This window comes from Eubacteriales bacterium (assembly GCA_041390245.1).
Taxonomy (GTDB): Bacteria; Bacillota; Clostridia; order Christensenellales; family JAWKQI01; genus JAWKQI01.
This window is the reverse complement of record JAWKQI010000005.1, coordinates 53,656-71,371: the sequence shown is the minus strand read 5'-3', so window position 1 is coordinate 71,371 and position 17,716 is coordinate 53,656. Positions and strand designations below refer to the sequence as shown.

Annotated in this window: 17 protein-coding genes; 4 read left to right on the top strand and 13 right to left on the bottom strand. The window is 37.2% G+C overall.

The genetic code is table 11. The features are described from left to right. Positions 1 to 2: 2 nt before the first annotated feature. The 6 genes from mnmE to rpmH form a co-directional block, all read right to left on the bottom strand. Positions 3 to 1,355: a tRNA uridine-5-carboxymethylaminomethyl(34) synthesis GTPase MnmE gene (mnmE, locus tag R2876_07035; GenBank protein ID MEZ4358353.1), complete on the bottom strand. Its 1,353-nt coding sequence runs from the start codon at positions 1,353 to 1,355 to the stop codon at positions 3 to 5. Between the two features lie 64 nt (positions 1,356 to 1,419). Beyond that, positions 1,420 to 2,037, bottom strand: a complete 618-nt coding sequence (jag, locus tag R2876_07030; protein ID MEZ4358352.1) for an RNA-binding cell elongation regulator Jag/EloR — start codon at positions 2,035 to 2,037, stop codon at positions 1,420 to 1,422. A 40-nt stretch (positions 2,038 to 2,077) separates the two neighbouring features. Beyond that, positions 2,078 to 2,995 (bottom strand): YidC/Oxa1 family membrane protein insertase, encoded by a 918-nt coding sequence (locus tag R2876_07025; GenBank protein MEZ4358351.1) that lies wholly within the window; start codon positions 2,993 to 2,995, stop codon positions 2,078 to 2,080. Positions 2,996 to 3,037: 42 nt separating this feature from the next. Then, the gene (gene yidD, locus R2876_07020; protein ID MEZ4358350.1) at positions 3,038 to 3,247 is read right to left on the bottom strand and encodes a membrane protein insertion efficiency factor YidD; all 210 of its coding nucleotides are present in this window, start codon (positions 3,245 to 3,247) and stop codon (positions 3,038 to 3,040) included. Continuing rightward, positions 3,219 to 3,581: a ribonuclease P protein component gene (gene rnpA / locus R2876_07015; protein ID MEZ4358349.1), complete on the bottom strand. Its 363-nt coding sequence runs from the start codon at positions 3,579 to 3,581 to the stop codon at positions 3,219 to 3,221. Before rnpA ends, yidD begins: the two co-directional genes overlap by 29 nt. Positions 3,582 to 3,586: 5 nt before the next feature. Further along, positions 3,587 to 3,721, bottom strand: coding sequence for a 50S ribosomal protein L34 (gene rpmH / locus R2876_07010; GenBank protein MEZ4358348.1), 135 nt, complete (start codon positions 3,719 to 3,721; stop codon positions 3,587 to 3,589). Positions 3,722 to 3,985: 264 nt separating this feature from the next. Between rpmH and secD the strand changes: the two genes are divergently transcribed. The 4 genes from secD to R2876_06990 all read left to right on the top strand — a co-directional run bounded on the left by secD (position 3,986) and on the right by R2876_06990 (position 7,742). Next, positions 3,986 to 5,284 (top strand): protein translocase subunit SecD, encoded by a 1,299-nt coding sequence (gene secD / locus R2876_07005; protein ID MEZ4358347.1) that lies wholly within the window; start codon positions 3,986 to 3,988, stop codon positions 5,282 to 5,284. Beyond that, positions 5,277 to 6,263 (top strand): protein translocase subunit SecF, encoded by a 987-nt coding sequence (secF, locus tag R2876_07000; GenBank protein ID MEZ4358346.1) that lies wholly within the window; start codon positions 5,277 to 5,279, stop codon positions 6,261 to 6,263. Before secD ends, secF begins: the two co-directional genes overlap by 8 nt. Before the next feature lie 95 nt (positions 6,264 to 6,358). Further along, complete coding sequence (locus R2876_06995; protein ID MEZ4358345.1) at positions 6,359 to 7,195, top strand: fumarate hydratase; 837 nt, start codon at positions 6,359 to 6,361, stop codon at positions 7,193 to 7,195. A gap of 1 nt (position 7,196) precedes the next feature. Then, complete coding sequence (locus R2876_06990) at positions 7,197 to 7,742, top strand: Fe-S-containing hydro-lyase (protein ID MEZ4358344.1); 546 nt, start codon at positions 7,197 to 7,199, stop codon at positions 7,740 to 7,742. A 6-nt stretch (positions 7,743 to 7,748) separates the two neighbouring features. Here R2876_06990 and R2876_06985 read toward each other — a convergent pair whose 3' ends face one another. The 7 genes from R2876_06985 to dnaA form a co-directional block, all read right to left on the bottom strand. Then, complete coding sequence (locus R2876_06985; protein ID MEZ4358343.1) at positions 7,749 to 8,732, bottom strand: DMT family transporter; 984 nt, start codon at positions 8,730 to 8,732, stop codon at positions 7,749 to 7,751. Between the two features lie 33 nt (positions 8,733 to 8,765). Further along, a complete protein-coding gene (gene gyrA, locus R2876_06980) occupies positions 8,766 to 11,219 on the bottom strand; it encodes a DNA gyrase subunit A (GenBank protein MEZ4358342.1) in 2,454 nt (817 codons plus the stop codon). A 21-nt stretch (positions 11,220 to 11,240) separates the two neighbouring features. Beyond that, positions 11,241 to 13,136 (bottom strand): DNA topoisomerase (ATP-hydrolyzing) subunit B, encoded by a 1,896-nt coding sequence (gene gyrB / locus R2876_06975; GenBank protein ID MEZ4358341.1) that lies wholly within the window; start codon positions 13,134 to 13,136, stop codon positions 11,241 to 11,243. Positions 13,137 to 13,153: 17 nt separating this feature from the next. Beyond that, on the bottom strand, positions 13,154 to 13,417 hold the full coding sequence (locus R2876_06970) for a DUF370 domain-containing protein (protein ID MEZ4358340.1): 264 nt from the start codon (positions 13,415 to 13,417) through the stop codon (positions 13,154 to 13,156). Between the two features lie 65 nt (positions 13,418 to 13,482). After that, a complete protein-coding gene (gene recF / locus R2876_06965) occupies positions 13,483 to 14,580 on the bottom strand; it encodes a DNA replication/repair protein RecF (GenBank protein ID MEZ4358339.1) in 1,098 nt (365 codons plus the stop codon). 1 nt (position 14,581) lies between these two features. Then, the gene (dnaN, locus tag R2876_06960; GenBank protein ID MEZ4358338.1) at positions 14,582 to 15,685 is read right to left on the bottom strand and encodes a DNA polymerase III subunit beta; all 1,104 of its coding nucleotides are present in this window, start codon (positions 15,683 to 15,685) and stop codon (positions 14,582 to 14,584) included. Positions 15,686 to 15,971: 286 nt separating this feature from the next. Then, complete coding sequence (gene dnaA, locus R2876_06955) at positions 15,972 to 17,381, bottom strand: chromosomal replication initiator protein DnaA (protein MEZ4358337.1); 1,410 nt, start codon at positions 17,379 to 17,381, stop codon at positions 15,972 to 15,974. Positions 17,382 to 17,716 lie beyond the last annotated feature (335 nt).

Genomic DNA, 17,716 nt, shown 5'->3' with positions numbered 1-17,716 from the left:
TTTTATTTCCCCAAACAAAAGTTAGTAAATATCTTGTCTATAATTTCTTCTGTAATATTTTCACCGGTTATTTCACCCAGACAATTAAGTGCATCCAGTATATTTATCGATATAACGTCTAGCGGAAAATCGCCCAGCGCTGCTATAGCCTCATTCAAATTATCCCTTGCCAAGGAAAGAGAGTTTTTGTGCCTTTCATTAGTTATGATAAGCCCATCTGAATGGGGGATATACGCTAAATTAGAAAAGATATATTCAAATATCCCTTCTATATTCTTACCTGTCTTGGCCGATACATTTATTATCGGCGCGGATGTCAGTTTTTTTATGTCTTCCTCTGTCGTTAGCTGCTCCTCGTCTGTCTTATTTAATACTATAAACATATTTTTTTCATTTAGTTTATTTAGTATCTTAATATCCTCTTCGCTTAGTTTTTCAGACGAGTCTATAACGAACATTATCATATCCGCATTTTCTATTTTTTCCTTTGTACGGTCAATGCCGATAGCTTCGACTTTATCTAAAGTATCCCTCATCCCGGCCGTATCCCAAAAACAGACGGGTATACCGTTTACCGAAACCAAAGCCTCAACTATATCCCTTGTAGTTCCCGGTATCTCCGTAACTATTGCTTTTTGTTCTCCAGAAATAGCATTTAAAAGCGAAGATTTGCCGACATTGGTCTTGCCGACTATGGCAACATAAAAACCTTCCTTTATTATTTTCCCGGCATTAAAGCTTTTGATTAAAGCATCTATTAAATCTCTGGCTTCTGTCAATGATTCTTTAGCCGTCTTTTCCGGGGCATCGAAATCCTCTTCCGGATACTCGATGACAGCTTCTATATAAGAAGTCAAATTTATAAGCTTTGCCTTTATCTCATTTATCTTATTGCCAAGCACGCCGGATAACTGCATTACCGCATTTTTAGCTCCGGCCTCGGATATGCTGCCTATATACGACATAACGGCTTCTGCCTCTGTTAAATCCATCTTTCCGTTTAGAAAAGCACGTTTGGTAAATTCGCCCGGCTTAGCGGCCCTGTCCGCGACTTCGGATAAAAGGGACATCAAGCGCGTAATTGCCATTTGCCCTCCATGGCAATGTATTTCAGCCATGTCTTCTCCCGTATATGAGTTTGGTGCACGAAATATAACGGCCATAACCTTATCGATTATTTCGCCGCCTCTTACTATGTCCCCGTAATAAAGCTTTCGGGGTATAAAATCTTCTTCTTTATAAGCAGGGCTAAATATCTCTTTAATAATTTCTTCAGCTTTAGTCCCGCTTATCCTGATTATAGCAATGCCCCCAGTCCCAACAGGAGTGGACTGTGCAAATATAGTATCCGGCATTTAAACTTTCCTTCTTTAAATAAGATATAAAAACCCGGCTTTTAAAAAGCCGGGTATATGTGACTTAATTTTTCTTTAGGTCTATAACTACGTACCTATACGGCTCTTCGCCTTCACTGTATGTCCTTATCTTGCTGTCTCCCTGAAGCGCTGAATGAAATATCCTTCTCTCATATGGATTCATCGGCTCCAGCATCGTTTTCTTCCCATACTTTTTGGTCTTTGCTGCTAGGCGGTTGGCCAGTGCAATAAGTGTTTCTTCTCTCTTATTCCTGTAATCCGCACAATCCAGCATTATCTTTTTATATTCGCTTTTCTCTTTATTTACAACAAGGCTGGTCAAATACTGTATTGCATCTAGTGTCTCGCCCCGCCTGCCTATCAGGCATCCGGTATTTTCCCCTTCAACCTTGATCTTTATACTCTCTTCGTCTTCTTCTGTTATGATAGCCGCATTAACGCCGATTTTATCAAAAAGACCTGTTAAAAATTTCTCCGCCGCATCTGCCAGGCCTTCTTTCTTTGTCAGCCGAACAACAGATGTCTTGCCGATTCCAAATATACTACCGCTCTTATCTTCTAAAATCTCTATTGTAACTTCATCAATGGACAAATTTAGCTTTTGAAGTCCGTTACAAATTGCCTCGTCTACAGATTTACCCTTAGCCTCAGTGGTAATCATTTTTTCCCTCCACTCAATAATTAAATTTTAAAGATCTTTTTTAAACCTTATTAACTGCTCTTGCCTTAGCTATAACTCCTATTATTAAATACTGGGTTAACATAAATACGTTTGACGCCGTCCAATAAAGTGAGAACGCAGTATTTGAAGAAGCACATATCAATACCGATATCACAGGGAATACGTAAAGCATCATCTTTCCCTGCTGCTGCATCTGCGCATTGTTCTTCATCGACATGGACTGCGAGAAATACATCGTAACGCCAGCTAATACCGGCAGAATAAACCACCCGTTTTTTAAACCTTCAACTCCATTGGAAGACAGAATCCCGCTTGTAAGGGTGCCGTAAGTATCTGCGTTTACCAAAATGCCCTGCGCACTGTCAAAGGATATGAGGCCTCCCTGCTGCAACATACTCAATGTCTGAGGTGATATATAAGTTGAATTTGTCTTTATAAAAGACAAAAACTCAGTTGATGATGGAATTATTGCAGAAAAACCTGAATCTGGCTGCCATAAGTTATGTACCCACAGCCATTGCGGCAGATGAATGGAAGTAGCCCCTGAATTAACTGCATTTAATAAAAGTGCAATCGTCTGTTCAGTTGCTAAAACCCTAAGAGCGCCAAAGAAAGGGAACAGTATAAACATAGACAGTATTGCCGGCAGACAACCTGCAAGCGGCTTTACACCAGAACTCCTATAAAGCTCCTGCTGCCTTTTGTTCATAAGCTGAGGGTCGCTTCCATATTTTTTCTTTATGGTATCAAGCTCCGGCTTTATTGCCGCCATTTTCAAAGAACTTTTTCTTTGTTTTATATCGAGCGGCAGCATTGCTAGCTTTAAAACCAACGTTAATAATATTATTGCTATTGAATAATCGTTGACTATGCTATAAATCCATCTTATGACTATCAAAAAAAAGTCTGAGATAAAGTTATTTGTTAATATACTCACTTAAAATAATCCTCCCAAAGACTAAAAATACTATCCTTATTATCAAGGTACAGGATCATATCCGCCGTGGCTAAACGGGTTGCAGCGCAAAATACGCCATACCGCCTTAACCCCTCCTTTAAAAGCGCCGTATTTACTGATAGCCTCTATGGCATACTCAGAACAGGTGGGTGTAAACCGACAGGACCTGGGAAGATACGGAGATATTGCCCCTTTATAAAATTTAATGAGTAAGATCATCAATTTTTTCATTTTTGTTTGGCACAGCCTTTTTAATTAAATATTTTACATCTGCAAAAATCTGTGCATACGTTGCTTCTTTAATAGGCGTTCTGGCTATAAAGATAAGTAAGTTCTTTTTATCTATATCAAATAGATTTAAACGTACACTTTCTTTAAGCCTTCGCTTGATTTTATTTCTAACAACACTTTTGCCTATTTTTTTGCTTACAGAAAAACCAATTTTTAAACCATCTGTCTTTTTCTTGCAGTATATAAGCACTATATTTTTAGTTGCAATACTTTTGCCTCTATTATAGACGTAGCGAAATTCCTTCTTTCGCCGCAAAGAATATTGTCTGTTCAAATCTTTTATGCGCTTAAGACTTTTCTGCCCTTAGCTCTCCTTGCACTTAAAACATTTCTTCCTGTTCTTGTTTTCATGCGTTTTCTAAAACCATGGACTTTTTTTCTCTGTCTTTTTTTAGGTTGGTATGTCTGTAACATCTATTACACCTCATTTCTTTAAAATTTCTTTCAAATATATAAACTTTTAACGGTTTTTACGTATAGTAAGACGTTTTTATTATATAAAAAGCGCCTTTAAGTGTCAAATACTTTATTAATAAAAGTAACTATATAATTTAAATAATTATTTATACCTTATTGACTTAAATACCTATTATAAAGTATCATTATAATGTTATTTTTATAAAAAATCATCCCTATTTTGTAAATCCTATTTTATTTAAGAAAGGAGTCTTTTGTTTTATGAAAAATAAAGGCTTGGGATTTATAATTCCGGTTCTTATATTTGCTATCGCTGCTTTTTTTATGATTAATGGCATAACTATATACAATGACAGCGGTAGAACAGCTTTCAGTATGCCAAGCGTTTCAGAAATACGGTTCGGTATAGATATCCGTGGCGGCGTCGAAGCATACTTCGAAGCAGAAGACGGAACAGACCCGACATTAGTTACAAGTGATACGCTTGACGCAGCAAAAGCCATTATAGAACTTAGAATGGACGCACAAAATATTTCAGACAGAGAAGTTATGGTGGATTACGATAATAAGCGGATACTCGTCCGCTTCCCATGGAAATCAAGTGAGACGCTTTACGATGCCCAAAACGCTTTGACTGAACTAGGCCAAATGGGAGTTCTGACTTTTAGGGACCCTGACGGTAACATAATCGTAGAAGGCACAGATGTTGAGAGCGCTGAAGCAGGAAATATACAAAAATCGAGCGGTACATACGAACCCGGTGTTTCTCTTGAATTTAACGCTTCAGGCACAGAAGCTTTTGCTGAAGCAACAGCCGAGTTGGTCGATCAGCAAATAAGCATATATATGGACGAAACTTTAGTAGACAGCCCAACTGTTGAAGAAGCTATCCCAAGTGGTTCTGCTGTAATTTACTGTTCTTCACTTGAAGAAGCTAAGACTCTTGCAGATACTATAAATTCTGGCTCTCTTCCTTTTAAACTGGTTTCAAACAGCAACAGTACGATAAGCCCGACTCTTGGACAATCTGCCCTTGAGACAATGGTTATCGCCGGCGTTATCGCCTTTGCTTTTATCTGCTTGTTTATGCTGCTTGTATACCGCTTATCGGGTTTTGTTGCAATAATATCACTGTTTGGGCAGATAGTCGGCCAGCTTTTGATTTTGGCGGTTTCCCAATATACATTAACCTTGCCTGGTATTGCAGGTATCATCCTTTCAATCGGCATGGGCGTAGATGCAAACGTTATTATATCCGAGAGAATAAAAGAGGAGATAAATTTAGGCAAATCCATACGATTGTCTATTGATTCCGGTTATAAAAAAGCATTTTCCGCAATTATCGACGGAAATATCACAACTGCTATCGCTGCCGTGCTCCTTTTGCTTTTATCTTCCGGCACTATGATATCTTTCGGATTTACTCTTTTAGTCGGCGTTATATTAAATCTATTTATTGGAGTTTATCTGTCAAGAATCATGCAAAAATCTATTGGAGCTCTTCGTTTTATAAATAACAAGTGGCTTTACTGTTATAAAGGAGGCAAGAGCGATGTTTAATTTCAATTTTTATGAAAAGCGAAATATCTTCTTTATAGTATCCGGAATACTTATATTAGCTTGTATAATCATGATTTTCGTAAACGGTGTGTCGCTTGATATACAATTTAAGGGCGGAGCCGTACTTAAATATGAGTACTCTGGGGAAATAGATGAGAATGCGATTGCTGAGACTGCGCAAGAGGTGCTTGATGTAACTTTATCGGTCACCAAGACTAACGACCCGATAAATGATATACAGCAAGTGGTTCTAAACATTTCCGGAAATATAGCTCTTGATAGTTCCACACAATATGAGCTTTCCGAAGCCTTAACTCAGGCTTTTCCGGATAACTCACTTAAATTGTCTGAAGCTTTTTCAGTAAATCCTTCCATTGGCGCAGAGTTTTTAAGAAAAGGTTTAACTGCGATAATTTTAGCCTGTATAATCACCGTTATATACGTAAGCATGCGTTTTAAGATAATACACGGGCTTTCTGCCGCCATAATGGCATTAGTTGCGCTATTGCACGACGTCATAATGGTATTTTTGGCTTACGTTGCATTCAAAATACCGCTTGACAACGGCTTCATTGCAGTTATCCTAACGATACTTGGATATTCTATAAACGACACCATAGTAATATACGACAGATTAAGAGAAAATCAGCGCATACTCGGTAGCAAGACAACGTTTGCCAACTTGATAAACGTAAGTTCAAACCAGACTTTGACAAGAACGATAAACACGAGTTTAACCACAGTTGCAAGTATGCTTTGCGTATTGATCGTAGCATTGGTTTATAATCTGACATCTATAGTTAATTTCGCACTTCCTATGATGGTCGGTCTAATAAGCGGATGTTACTCTTCACTGTTTATAGCTTGCCCGCTTTGGGTAGTATGGAATGAACACAAGTTAAATGTTAGAAAAAAGATATTTAATGAGAATAAAAATACAAAAAATACTACTAAAAACCAAAAAAAGAAAAAGAAATAATTTTTAAAAAAAGCCTGAAAAATCAGGCTTTTTTATTTTACTTTTTAAATCAAAAAAAGTATACTTTATTTATTGAATGTTTAAGAGGTTTTTATATGAGAGAAATTTCAGCAGCTAAAATAGGAAAAACTGTTAAACAGCTGTTTTTAAAAGCAGCGCTTTGCCCTGGTGAAGACTGTTTATCTGCAATTAAGTATGCGGCTAAAACAGAAAAAAGCCCATATGGAAAAGCTATTTTAGATAGTTTAATAAAAAACGCGGATACTGCTAAAGAAACCGGGATGCCTTATTGCCAAGATACCGGCATGGCTGTCGTATTTTTAGATATCGGGCAGGATGTACATATTAGCGGCGACATTGAAAGCGCAGTCAATTCAGGCGTAGCCGCTGCCTATGAAGAGGGCTTTTTCAGAAAAAGCGTACTTGACCCTATAACAAGAGTCAATACCAAAGACAACACGCCTGCCATAATACACTACTTTATTGTTCCCGGTGATAAAATAAGGGTAACCGTAGCGCCAAAGGGCTTTGGAAGCGAAAATATGTCCGTTTTAAAGATGCTTAATCCCTCTGACGGAATTAACGGCATAAAAAAGCTGGTAACTGAAAGCGTCCTTTCAGCCGGAGGAAGCCCCTGCCCACCTATCGTACTTGGCATAGGCATAGGGGGGGACTTTGAAAAATGCGCGCTTATGGCAAAAAAACAGCTCTTACGCGATATAGGCAGCAAAAATCCGGACAGTTTTTTAGCAAACCTAGAACAAACTCTAAAAGATGATATAAATGCTCTTGGCTTAGGTCCTATGGCAATGGGCGGAAGCAACTACTGCCTGGCCGTACATATAGATAAATACCCGACACATATAGCCGGTTTGCCGGTGGCTATAAATTTCCAATGCCATGCTTCCCGTCATGCTTTTGAGGAGATATGATATGAAAGAACTGACATTACCGCTGGCACAAGAAGATATTTCAAATTTAAAAGCCGGGGACAGCGTTTCCCTTTCAGGCGAGATATATACAGCAAGGGACGCAGCACATAAAAGGCTTTATGAAGCTATAAGTAATGGCAAGCCTCTCCCTATAGATTTAAAAGGCGCCGTGATTTACTACACTGGTCCATGCCCTACCCCTCCCGGCCGTCCTATTAACTCCTGCGGGCCGACTACTTCCAAACGTATGAATGCATATGCCCCGCTTCTTTATGACAAAGGTGTTAAATGCGTTATTGGGAAAGGGCAGGTCTCAAGCGAAGTCAAAGACGCTATTATAAGGAATAAATGCATTTATTTTTGTGCTACAGGAGGGTTGGGTGCGCTAATAGCGCTTAGCGTTATCTCTGCTGAATTAATTGCGTATGAAGATTTATTATCGGAAGCTATTTATAAATTAACGGTAAAAAATATGCCTTTAACCGTTGCAATCGATTCAACTGGTAAAGACATTTTTGAAATAGGGCCTGAACAATATAAGAAATAACAGGCTTTAGCCTGTTATTTCTTCGCTTATATTAACTGAATTTTGGTTCATCTTTGCCTTTTTTAAATTCTCTTTATTTTTTAGATACATATATGTAGCTATTCCAAGCACTATTATAACGCATCCTATAACAGCTATTAATTGCATAGATTCATATGGTGTGTTAAAGATCCAAGCTATCAATGCAGCATCTATAAATGTATAAACCGGATTAAAAAGCTGTGTAATGCCGAAAACTTCGCTTGTTATGTATTTTACAGACCAATTCGGCCCTAAATGACCGAAAACAGATCCGAATAACATTACCATCAGAACAATTCCTACATCATAAAAACTAAGAGGGCGAAGCGGCCCGCCTATCAAAACTGCTAAAATGCCCAGTAAAATACCGCTTATTATATTTATGATGCTCATATACGGTATTACTGATATTTCCCGCCTTACAACGCGCCCTACTATCCAATAGGATGCCAGCATGAAGGCAGACCCAGCGGCTATCGCGGTCCCGTACCAGTCCCCGATTGCAGTCCAGTCTGAATAGCCTATAAGCCCTATGCCTATAAAAGCAGCTACCGCACCGATTATAGCTATTTTACCAAGCTTTTCTTTTAAAAAGATAAAACCAAGTAAAGCGATAAAAATAAACTGTGAACAAATTACCGTGACGGTATTGAATGAAGAAGTGTATTTAAGTGCAAGTATCCATAATATAAAATAAGCTGTCAATAAAAGCCCGGATACACCGCATAAAATTATGCTCTTTTTAGATAAACTTTTGATTTCCTGCCTGTATTGTTTCTTAAAAAAACCAATAGGACAAAAAAGTAAAACAAATGCTGCCTGGCGTAAAAACGCCACCCACATGGGACTAATACCAGACGCCATCTGAATCTTCATTAATGGCCCGCATGTCATGCCGGACAAACCGCAAAGAATCAATACGATAAAAATCTTTAGATACGACGGCGTCTTTTCTTTTTGAATCTCCATTACTTATATAACCCCAATTATCAACATTTTTATTTATTCTTGCTCTGCTTCCTCTTCTAAATCCTCGTCCTCATTCGGCGGTATTTTGGCTATGCAGGCAACTTTAGACTGCTCATACAAACGCATCAGTTTAACACCTTGTGTATCTCTGCCAAATAAAGATATCTCTTTTACGCTGGTCCTTATAATTATGCCTGCATCGTTTATTATCATTATTTCGTCATTTTCATCTACAACTTTTAAGCCGACTAATTTACCCGTCTTTCCCGTTACTTTAATAGTCTTTATCCCGACTCCGCCGCGGCGCTGTATCTTATATTCGGTTGCACGGGTCCTTTTACCGTATCCGTTTTCCGTTATTACCAAAACGTCTTTATCCGGTGAAACAACGCATGCGTCTACCACTTCATCCCCGTTTTTAAGGGAAATAGCAGTAACTCCCATTGCACCCCTTCCCATGGCCCGTACGTCGGATACGCTGAATGCTATTGAAATGCCATTCTTTGTACCAATGATCACATTATCGTCTTTTGTCGTTTTCATAACGCCGATAAGCTCGTCGTCTTCCCTTAAGCCTACGGCTAAAAGGCCGTTTTGCCTTATGTTTGCATAAGCTTTTACATGAGTTTTCTTTATAAATCCTTTTTTCGTCGCTATCAGAAGGTCTCCTTCTTCGTAGCTTTCAACCGGAAAGGCCGCCTGGACTTTTTCTCCCTGCTCTAGCGGCAGTAAGTTGACTATGGCAAGGCCTTTTGCCTGTCTGCCCGCCTCCGGTATCTGGTAACATTTGATTCTATAAACTTTGCCTTTACTCGTAAAGAACAGCACTTCGCTATGCGTTGAAGTTACAAAAACATTTTCCGCAAAGTCCTCTTCTCTAGTCGTCATCGCGGAAATGCCTCTTCCGCCGCGGCGCTGTGTTTTATATATATCCGATTTCGTACGCTTTATGTAGCCAAAGTGTGAAATAGTAACTACCATTTCCTCTTCTGCTATTAATTCTTCGAAGTTTATCTCCGTCTCATCTATACTTATCTCGGTACGGCGTGGATCCAAATACTTATCCCTTATCTCAAGCATTTCTTTCTTTATGATATCGGAAACCATCTGCGGGGTTGCAAGTATTAATTCCAGATGCTCTATTCTCTTTTTCAGTTCTTCATACTCGGCCGTTATTTTGTCCCTCTCAAGCCCTGTTAAACGCTGTAACCTCATATCAAGTATGGCCTGGGCTTGTTTCTCGCTTAAAGCGAATCTTTCACATAAACCCTGTTTTGCAGTCGCAGCATCGGGAGAACCTTTTATCAAGGCTATGACTTCGTCTATATTGTCAAGTGCAATTATCAGGCCTTCTAAGATATGCGCCCTGGCTTTTGCCTTTTCAAGTTCGAACTGTGTCCTTCTTCTGATAACGTCTTTTTGATGCTCTAGATAATATGCAAGCATTTGCTTTATATTTAATACTTTAGGCTCGCCGTTAACAAGCGAGATCATTATCACACCAAAAGTATCCTGAAGCTGTGTATGCTTATAAAGCCTATTTAAAATAACATTTGCATTGCCATCACGTTTTACCTCTATAACTATACGCATACCGTTTTTATCGGATTCATCCCGAAGGTCCGCTATGCCGTCTACTTTTTTATCATGAACTAAATCTGCAATCTTTTCTACAAGATTTGCTTTATTTACCTGATATGGAAGTTCAGTAATTATTATCCTGTCTCTTCCTTCTCCGCTTTCAATAGTCGCCCGGCCTCTGACTACTATACGCCCTCTGCCAGTTAAATATGCGGAATTTATGCCGCTTTTTCCCATGATAATGCCGCCTGTCGGAAAATCCGGCCCCGGCAGTTTTTCTATTATTTGAGATATGCTTAAATCTTCATCATCTAACAATGCGATACATGCATCTATCGTTTCGCCTAAATTGTGCGGAGGGATATTTGTAGCCATGCCGACTGCAATACCCCCAGATCCGTTGACCAATAAGTTAGGGTATCTTGAAGGCAGGCACACCGGCTGCATAAGTGTCTCATCGAAGTTAGGATAATAATCTACTGTGTCTTTATCTATGTCTCTTAGCATTTCCATAGATATCTTTGAAAGGCGTGCTTCCGTATACCTCATAGCTGCGGCGCCGTCTCCATCTACGGAGCCGAAGTTGCCGTGCCCGTCTACCAGCATATGCCTTATGGAAAAGTCCTGCGCCATTCTTACCAATGCATCGTAAACAGCACTGTCGCCGTGCGGATGGTATTTACCCAAAACATCGCCGACTATCCTGGCACATTTCCTGTGCGGTTTATCAGGAGTTAGAGAAAGTTCGTTCATAGAGTATAAAATACGCCTGTGAACTGGTTTTAACCCATCTCTTACGTCCGGCAAGGCACGGTTTATTATAACCGCCATTGCATAGGAAATAAAAGATTTCTTCATTTCATGTTCAATATCTATAGGGATAATTTTATTGCTTGCAGAATTCAATTTTTCCACCTCATTTGTTACCTAAACGTCTAAATTTGAAACAAGTTTTGCATTTTGCTCGATAAATTCACGCCTTGGTTCTACTACTTCACCCATTAAAAGCGTAAATATCTCATCTGCTGCTATTGCATTTTCAAGAGATACCTGTAAAAGCGTCCTCGTATCAGGGTCCATCGTTGTATCCCAAAGCTGCTGCGGGTTCATTTCGCCAAGGCCTTTATAGCGCTGAAGCGTTATCCCGTCTTTTCCTATTTCTTTTAGATAGTTTTCAAGTTCTTTATCGGAATAGATGTATTTTTCCTGTTTGTTCTTTGTGACTTTATAAAGCGGCGGCTGCGCTATAAAAACATGCCCTTCTTCTATCAGCGGTTTCATATACCTGTAAAAAAACGTGAGCATAAGTATCCTTATATGGCTGCCATCGACGTCTGCATCTGTCATACAGATTATTTTGTTATACCTTAGTTTGGTAACGTCGAACTCTTCGCCTATGCCTGCGCCAAACGCAGTTATCATTGCTTTTATCTCGTTATTTGTAAGAGCTTTGTCGTATCTCGTTTTTTCTACGTTTAATATCTTGCCGCGAAGCGGAAGTATAGCCTGAAAACGCCTGTCTCTTCCCTGTTTTGCGCTTCCTCCTGCACTATCTCCCTCTACTATGTATATCTCGCACTGAGAAGCGTCTTTTTCACTGCAGTCTGCAAGTTTGCCCGGAAGGGCGGTACTTTCAAGAGCAGTTTTCCTTCTTGTAAGCTCTCTTGCTTTTCTTGCAGCTTCCCTTGCACGGCGCGCCATTAAGCATTTATCTATTATTCTTTTGGCAATACCTGGGTTTTCTTCTAAATAAGCGGACATGCCGGAAGAAACCGTATTTTCAACTATTGGGCGTATTTCCGAATTGCCAAGCTTCGTCTTTGTCTGCCCTTCGAACTGCGGCTCTGTTAATTTAACGCTTACTATTGCGGTTATTCCCTCGCGGATATCTTCTCCGGAGAGGTTTTGTTCGCCTTCTTTGATCATCTTGAACTTCTTCGCATAGTCATTAACTGCGCGCGTTAAACCTGATTTAAAACCTAAAAGGTGTGATCCCCCTTCATATGTGGATATGTTGTTCGCAAAGGTGAATATGTTTTCGTTGTATCCTTGGTTATACTGAATGGCTATTTCAACCACAGTATCGCCTTCCGTCGTTGAAAAATAAATAGTATCTTCAAAAAGCGGCTGCTTTGTTTTGTTTAAATATTTTACAAACGACTTTATACCGCCTTCATAGCAGTAAACGTGCTTTTTGGGAGGGGAAAGCCTTTTATCTTCAATGGTTATCGACACACCTTTATTTAAAAACGCAAGTTCGCGAAGGCGAGTTTTAAGTGTATCATAATCAAAGATAGTGTCTTCAAATATCTCCTCATCTGGCCAAAACTCTATAACAGTTCCGGTTTCATCGCTTTTGCCTTTTTTTATAAGGTCTGTTACAGGCAGCCCGCGTGAAAACTCCTGTGTAAACTCATTTCCTTCACGAAAAACCGTAGCTATCAGCTTTTTAGACAAAGCATTGACGACGGACACGCCGACTCCGTGCAAGCCCCCTGACACCTTATATCCGGAAGAATCGAATTTTCCGCCGGCATGAAGTATTGTAAGCGCAACTTCAAGCGCAGATTTCCCCGTCTTCTCGTGTATCCCAACGGGAATTCCCCTGCCGTTATCAGTAACTTTTACACTCGAATCTTCGTTTATTTCAACTATTATTTCATCACAAAAACCGGCCATAGTTTCATCTATAGAATTATCTACAACTTCGTATACTAGATGGTGCAAACCACGCAGATCTGTAGATCCTATATACATACCAGGCCGTTTTCTTACTGGTTCTAATCCCTCTAAAACCTGTATATCTGATGCTTCGTAAGACATTTGCCTCTCCTTAAATTTTATTTAGCTGTTTCTTTCATTCTCTTTACCAACGTTGACGCTGATATGGGCGAATAAAAAATATATTTTCGCCCTAAAAAGTTTCCGTAAACTACAGATTTGATATTTTCTAATTTCTTTTTGCCTATATAAACTATTTGCGAATTTTTTTCCAAATTTAAAAATACCGCCTCATTAGCTTCCCTAAAACCCTTATCATACTTGAAAATAAAAAAAATATCCTTTTTTGGAAGAATATAGTCCATACCTAAATGTAGTACCATTTTTCCCTCTTTACTATACTTTATATACCATATTATATATTAAAAATGAATAAAATGGAAGGTTTTTATAGTGCTTTTTTTATCTTTCCCGAACTTATATTGAAAAAAGAGATGTTGTTTTTATCAATATTTTCAGGTATTTTAGATGTGGTCGTTATGAAGGTCTGATATTTCTTTACTACTGACAAAAGTGCCTTTAAACGGTATGAATCCAGTTCACTAAAAACGTCGTCTAATAATAACACCGGCTTTTCATTCGTCTTTTCATAAATTATATCTGCAATGGCGATTTTAACAGAAAGGATAATGGAACGCTGCTGCCCCTGAGAGCCAAAAGAAACCGCATTTTCGCCGTTTATCAAAAACTCTATGTCTTCTCTGTGCGGCCCGAAAAGCGAATATCCGGCACAAGCTTCTTTATTATATTCTTTCGTCATCTTTAAATAGAGTTCTTCTTCTGTGTTTTTTATATCGTTTACGCATTTTTTATAGTTTATAAAAAGCTTTTCTTTTTTCTCGCTTATCTCCTCGTGAGTTAAAAGTATGCGTTCATTCAAAAGCGATATAAAGTAGGCTCTTGAAGCTACTATACTTTTAGCAGCTGCAGCGATCTTCTTATTGAATATATCGATAAGCGTAAACAGTTTTTCTTTGTTCATATTGGATTTTAAAAGCGCATTTTTGTTTTTAAGTGAGGTTTCATATTCTTTTAAGTCTTCTAAATACTTAGGCCGGATCTTTGCTATCTCTATGTCCATGAATTTTCGCCTATAAGACGGGGCGTCTTTAATCATCTTAAGTTCGTCCGGAACAAAAATAACGCATATAAGCCTTCCAAAAAGGTCGCTTATACGCTTTATCTGATTTTTGTCCACAGCTATATTCTTTCCAAGGCCTTTTCTTAGTTTAATTTCAACTAAGCTATCTAATTGGTTTTTATTATAACAAAGTGAAATGCTTGAAAAATCGCTTGTCTTTAAAATCATTTCATCTTCTTTATTAGTCCTGAATGATTTTGCACAGCTTAAAAAGTATATTGCTTCAAGCAGGTTGGTCTTTCCCTGAGCGTTTTTTCCCTGAAAGATATTTATTTCATTTTGAAACTCCGCTTTTTCATCAACATAGTTGCGAAAATTTTTAAGCGATATATTTTTTATATACAATTTAACCTCTTATTTGCACCGGCAATATCAGATATAAAAAGCTGTCGCCTTCTTTGGAGCGTATCAAACAAGGGCTTACATTCGTATTCATATAGATATTTATTTCTGTATCGTCTATATTTTTAAGAACATCTGTCAAATATCTTGCATTAAACGCAATTTCAAGCTCTTTTCCTTCTATTATCGCCGTAACTTCTTCATATGCTTTTCCTATCTCTGAATTAGCTGTTATAGATATGGTATCTTCCATTACGGTTATTTTGATCAAATTGTTATTTTCTTCTCTTGACAGTATAGAAGCCCTTTCTATTGCTTCTAAAAATTCTTCTTTTTCTATCTTTATTATCGTATTATTATTAGTCGGCAGTATATTTTTATATTTTACATAGTCTCCCTCTAAAAGACGAGTATATATCCTCGTTTCGCCGATGCATACAGCAACACAGTTTTTGCTTATGCAAATACTTATATTTTCTGCATTGTCATCTAAAATTTTTGCACATTCCCTTAACGACCTAGATGGTATTACAACACTTAAATCGTCTAAATTAGTATTTATTTCTTCACTTCTCATAGCAAGCCTGAATCTATCTAATGCCACTACGTTTAACTTATTTCCTTCTTTTTCAAACAAAACGCCTTTTAATATCGGCTTATCATCAGTTATCGCAGTTGCAAAAATAGTCTGATTTATTAGACTTTTAAATGTAATTTCAGGCATATCTATCTTATTATTTAAATTTTCATTTGGAAAATCCGGAAATTCATCGCATTCCAAAAAAGCAAGAGATGCTTTTGAGCTTCCGCTCTTTATGTTTAACGTATTGTTTTCATCTGTCCATATTGTCATTTCACCGGATGGATATTTGCTTATTATTTCCTGAAAAAGCCTTGAGGGTACTGCAACGCATCCACTGTCTGAAATTTGTGCAGGAAAATTTGTTTTAATAGATAAAGTAGTATCACTTCCTTTTAACACTACACAATTATTTTCAGTTTTTATTAAAATACATTCAAGTATAGGTAATACTGATTTTATAGCTACTGCTTTTGAAACTATGTTAGTTGCTTTTAGAATGTCTTTTTTTTCACAGAAAAATTTCATCTTATCTCTCCTTAATTATTAAATAATAATTATTATATAAAATTAGTAGTAATAGGTTATGTATATATTGTGAATAACATTTTTAACCCTTATAAATGAACGAAAAAATTAATTTAGTTATGTGTATATTATATAAATTTATTGCAGAAATAATATTGAAATCCTATAAAATTTTTTAAAATAAATACTGTTTTAATAGGTAAAAATATCTTTTAAAATAACTTTACTTTTTTTTATACACATATTATAAAAGAAAATTCCTATTAAATATTATATATATAAACAGTTATTTCTTAATTTTATCCACAAGGTCGTTTATAACTTTTTCTGTTTCCACGTCCTCATCTATTTGCGTTTTTATTTTATCGATAGCATGCATTACAGTTGTATGGTCTTTTCCGCCGAAGATTTCACCGATTTTAAGCAGCGAACAATCTGTCATTGAACGAATAAGATACATTGCCATTTGGCGAGGATATGAAATTTCACGGTTTTTCTTTTTTCCTTTTATATCTTCATCTGATATATCAAAGTAAGAACACACGGTCTCTATAATAATCTGAGGAGTTATCCTTTTAGTTTTAGCTGCAAAGAAGTAATTTTTAAGCGCTTCTTCCGCGATCTGTACGTTTACAGTATTTATATTAAGTAAGCTTGTATATGCTATTACTTTTTGAAGCGCTCCTTCGAGCTGGCGTATATCTGAAGTTGATTTCGTTGCTATAAAATGCAGTATACTATTATCTATATGGAAATTTAAAAGACCGCGGCTTCGCATCTCTTCAACTTTCTTCATTAAAATAGCAACTTTTGTTTCAAAATCCGGTTCTTGGATATCAGCAATTAAACCCCACTCAAACCTGGAACGTAAGCGGTCTTCCAAATGGGCTATTTCTTTTGGCGGTTTATCTGAAGAAATTACTATTTGTTTATTGGATTGATATAGATCGTTAAAAGTATGGAAAAATTCTTCCTGGAAACCGTATTTTCCAGAAATGAACTGTATATCGTCTATTAAAAGTACGTCTGCGCCTCTGTATTTATTTCTGAACTGTTCCTGGGCTTCTCGGCGGTATTTATGTTTCATAAAGTCCTGAACGTCTTGCGTAGTTGCTATTGCTCCTATTAGTTCATTTAAAAAAGTTTCGCTTTTTACATACATAACTTTTTTATCTTTAAACTGAGATGACGCATAGTTGCCAATGGCATGCATTAAATGCGTTTTCCCAAGTCCGGTTCCTCCGTATATAAAAAGAGGATTGTATTTAGATCCCGGATTTTCTGCAACGGCAATAGATGCAGCATGCGCAAAGTTATTGTTGCTTCCAACGACAAAGCTTTCAAAAGTATAATTTGGATTAAGCGAATAGTTAATAAGGTCCGGAGTAGAGTCCTGAACGGAGTTTACTTTAACTAAAGCATATTCTTCTTTTGTTATGAATACAGGAGTTAGGTCTTTAAACGGAGCGGTAAAACCAACATCTGCTGCGGCTTGCTTTATTGCGTTAAATATTGCATCAAAATAGCGCTGTTCTAATATACGCTTGTGAAAGTCGTTAGATACTTCAAAATACAAAGCATCTGTCAAATCAGCAACAGGTTTTATTTCCTTTATCCAGGTGTCAAAACTCATTCCTTCAATTTCGCTTTCTAAAATATGAAGCGATTTTTCCCAAAGGAAAAAAACGTTCCCCATTTGTGCCCTCCCAAAAGTATATATTATTAATAAATATATCATAAAATATTAAATTTTTAAACGCAAAAAATTTAATTGTAAAAATTTTTTACATATTAGATAACTCAAGCTTATCTAATATATCAATACTTGGTGTATCTGTTTTTAAATAATTCAATATATATGTTTTCACATAATTATAATTTTTTTTCTATCCTTTTATATTCTTGCTTTAAAACACTTTGGTATTTTTAAATATTTATATAAGGATAATAAAAAGGTTTTAAAATATGTATATTACATAAGTATTTTCACAAAAATAATAAGGATAATTTCAGAAGGTTTGAAGCGCAAAA

What these genes read in the sequence shown, in the direction of transcription:
- mnmE (MEZ4358353.1), bottom strand. Translation starts at nt 1,355, where the DNA reads ATGCCGGATACTATATTTGCACAGTCCACTCCTGTTGGGACTGGGGGC.
- jag (MEZ4358352.1), bottom strand. Translation starts at nt 2,037, where the DNA reads ATGATTACCACTGAGGCTAAGGGTAAATCTGTAGACGAGGCAATTTGT.
- yidD (MEZ4358350.1), bottom strand. Translation starts at nt 3,247, where the DNA reads ATGAAAAAATTGATGATCTTACTCATTAAATTTTATAAAGGGGCAATA.
- rpmH (MEZ4358348.1), bottom strand. Translation starts at nt 3,721, where the DNA reads ATGTTACAGACATACCAACCTAAAAAAAGACAGAGAAAAAAAGTCCAT.
- secD (MEZ4358347.1), top strand. Translation starts at nt 3,986, where the DNA reads ATGAAAAATAAAGGCTTGGGATTTATAATTCCGGTTCTTATATTTGCT.
- secF (MEZ4358346.1), top strand. Translation starts at nt 5,277, where the DNA reads ATGTTTAATTTCAATTTTTATGAAAAGCGAAATATCTTCTTTATAGTA.
- R2876_06995 (MEZ4358345.1), top strand. Translation starts at nt 6,359, where the DNA reads ATGAGAGAAATTTCAGCAGCTAAAATAGGAAAAACTGTTAAACAGCTG.
- R2876_06990 (MEZ4358344.1), top strand. Translation starts at nt 7,197, where the DNA reads ATGAAAGAACTGACATTACCGCTGGCACAAGAAGATATTTCAAATTTA.
- R2876_06985 (MEZ4358343.1), bottom strand. Translation starts at nt 8,732, where the DNA reads ATGGAGATTCAAAAAGAAAAGACGCCGTCGTATCTAAAGATTTTTATC.
- gyrB (MEZ4358341.1), bottom strand. Translation starts at nt 13,136, where the DNA reads ATGTCTTACGAAGCATCAGATATACAGGTTTTAGAGGGATTAGAACCA.
- R2876_06970 (MEZ4358340.1), bottom strand. Translation starts at nt 13,417, where the DNA reads ATGGTACTACATTTAGGTATGGACTATATTCTTCCAAAAAAGGATATT.
- dnaN (MEZ4358338.1), bottom strand. Translation starts at nt 15,685, where the DNA reads ATGAAATTTTTCTGTGAAAAAAAAGACATTCTAAAAGCAACTAACATA.
- dnaA (MEZ4358337.1), bottom strand. Translation starts at nt 17,381, where the DNA reads ATGGGGAACGTTTTTTTCCTTTGGGAAAAATCGCTTCATATTTTAGAA.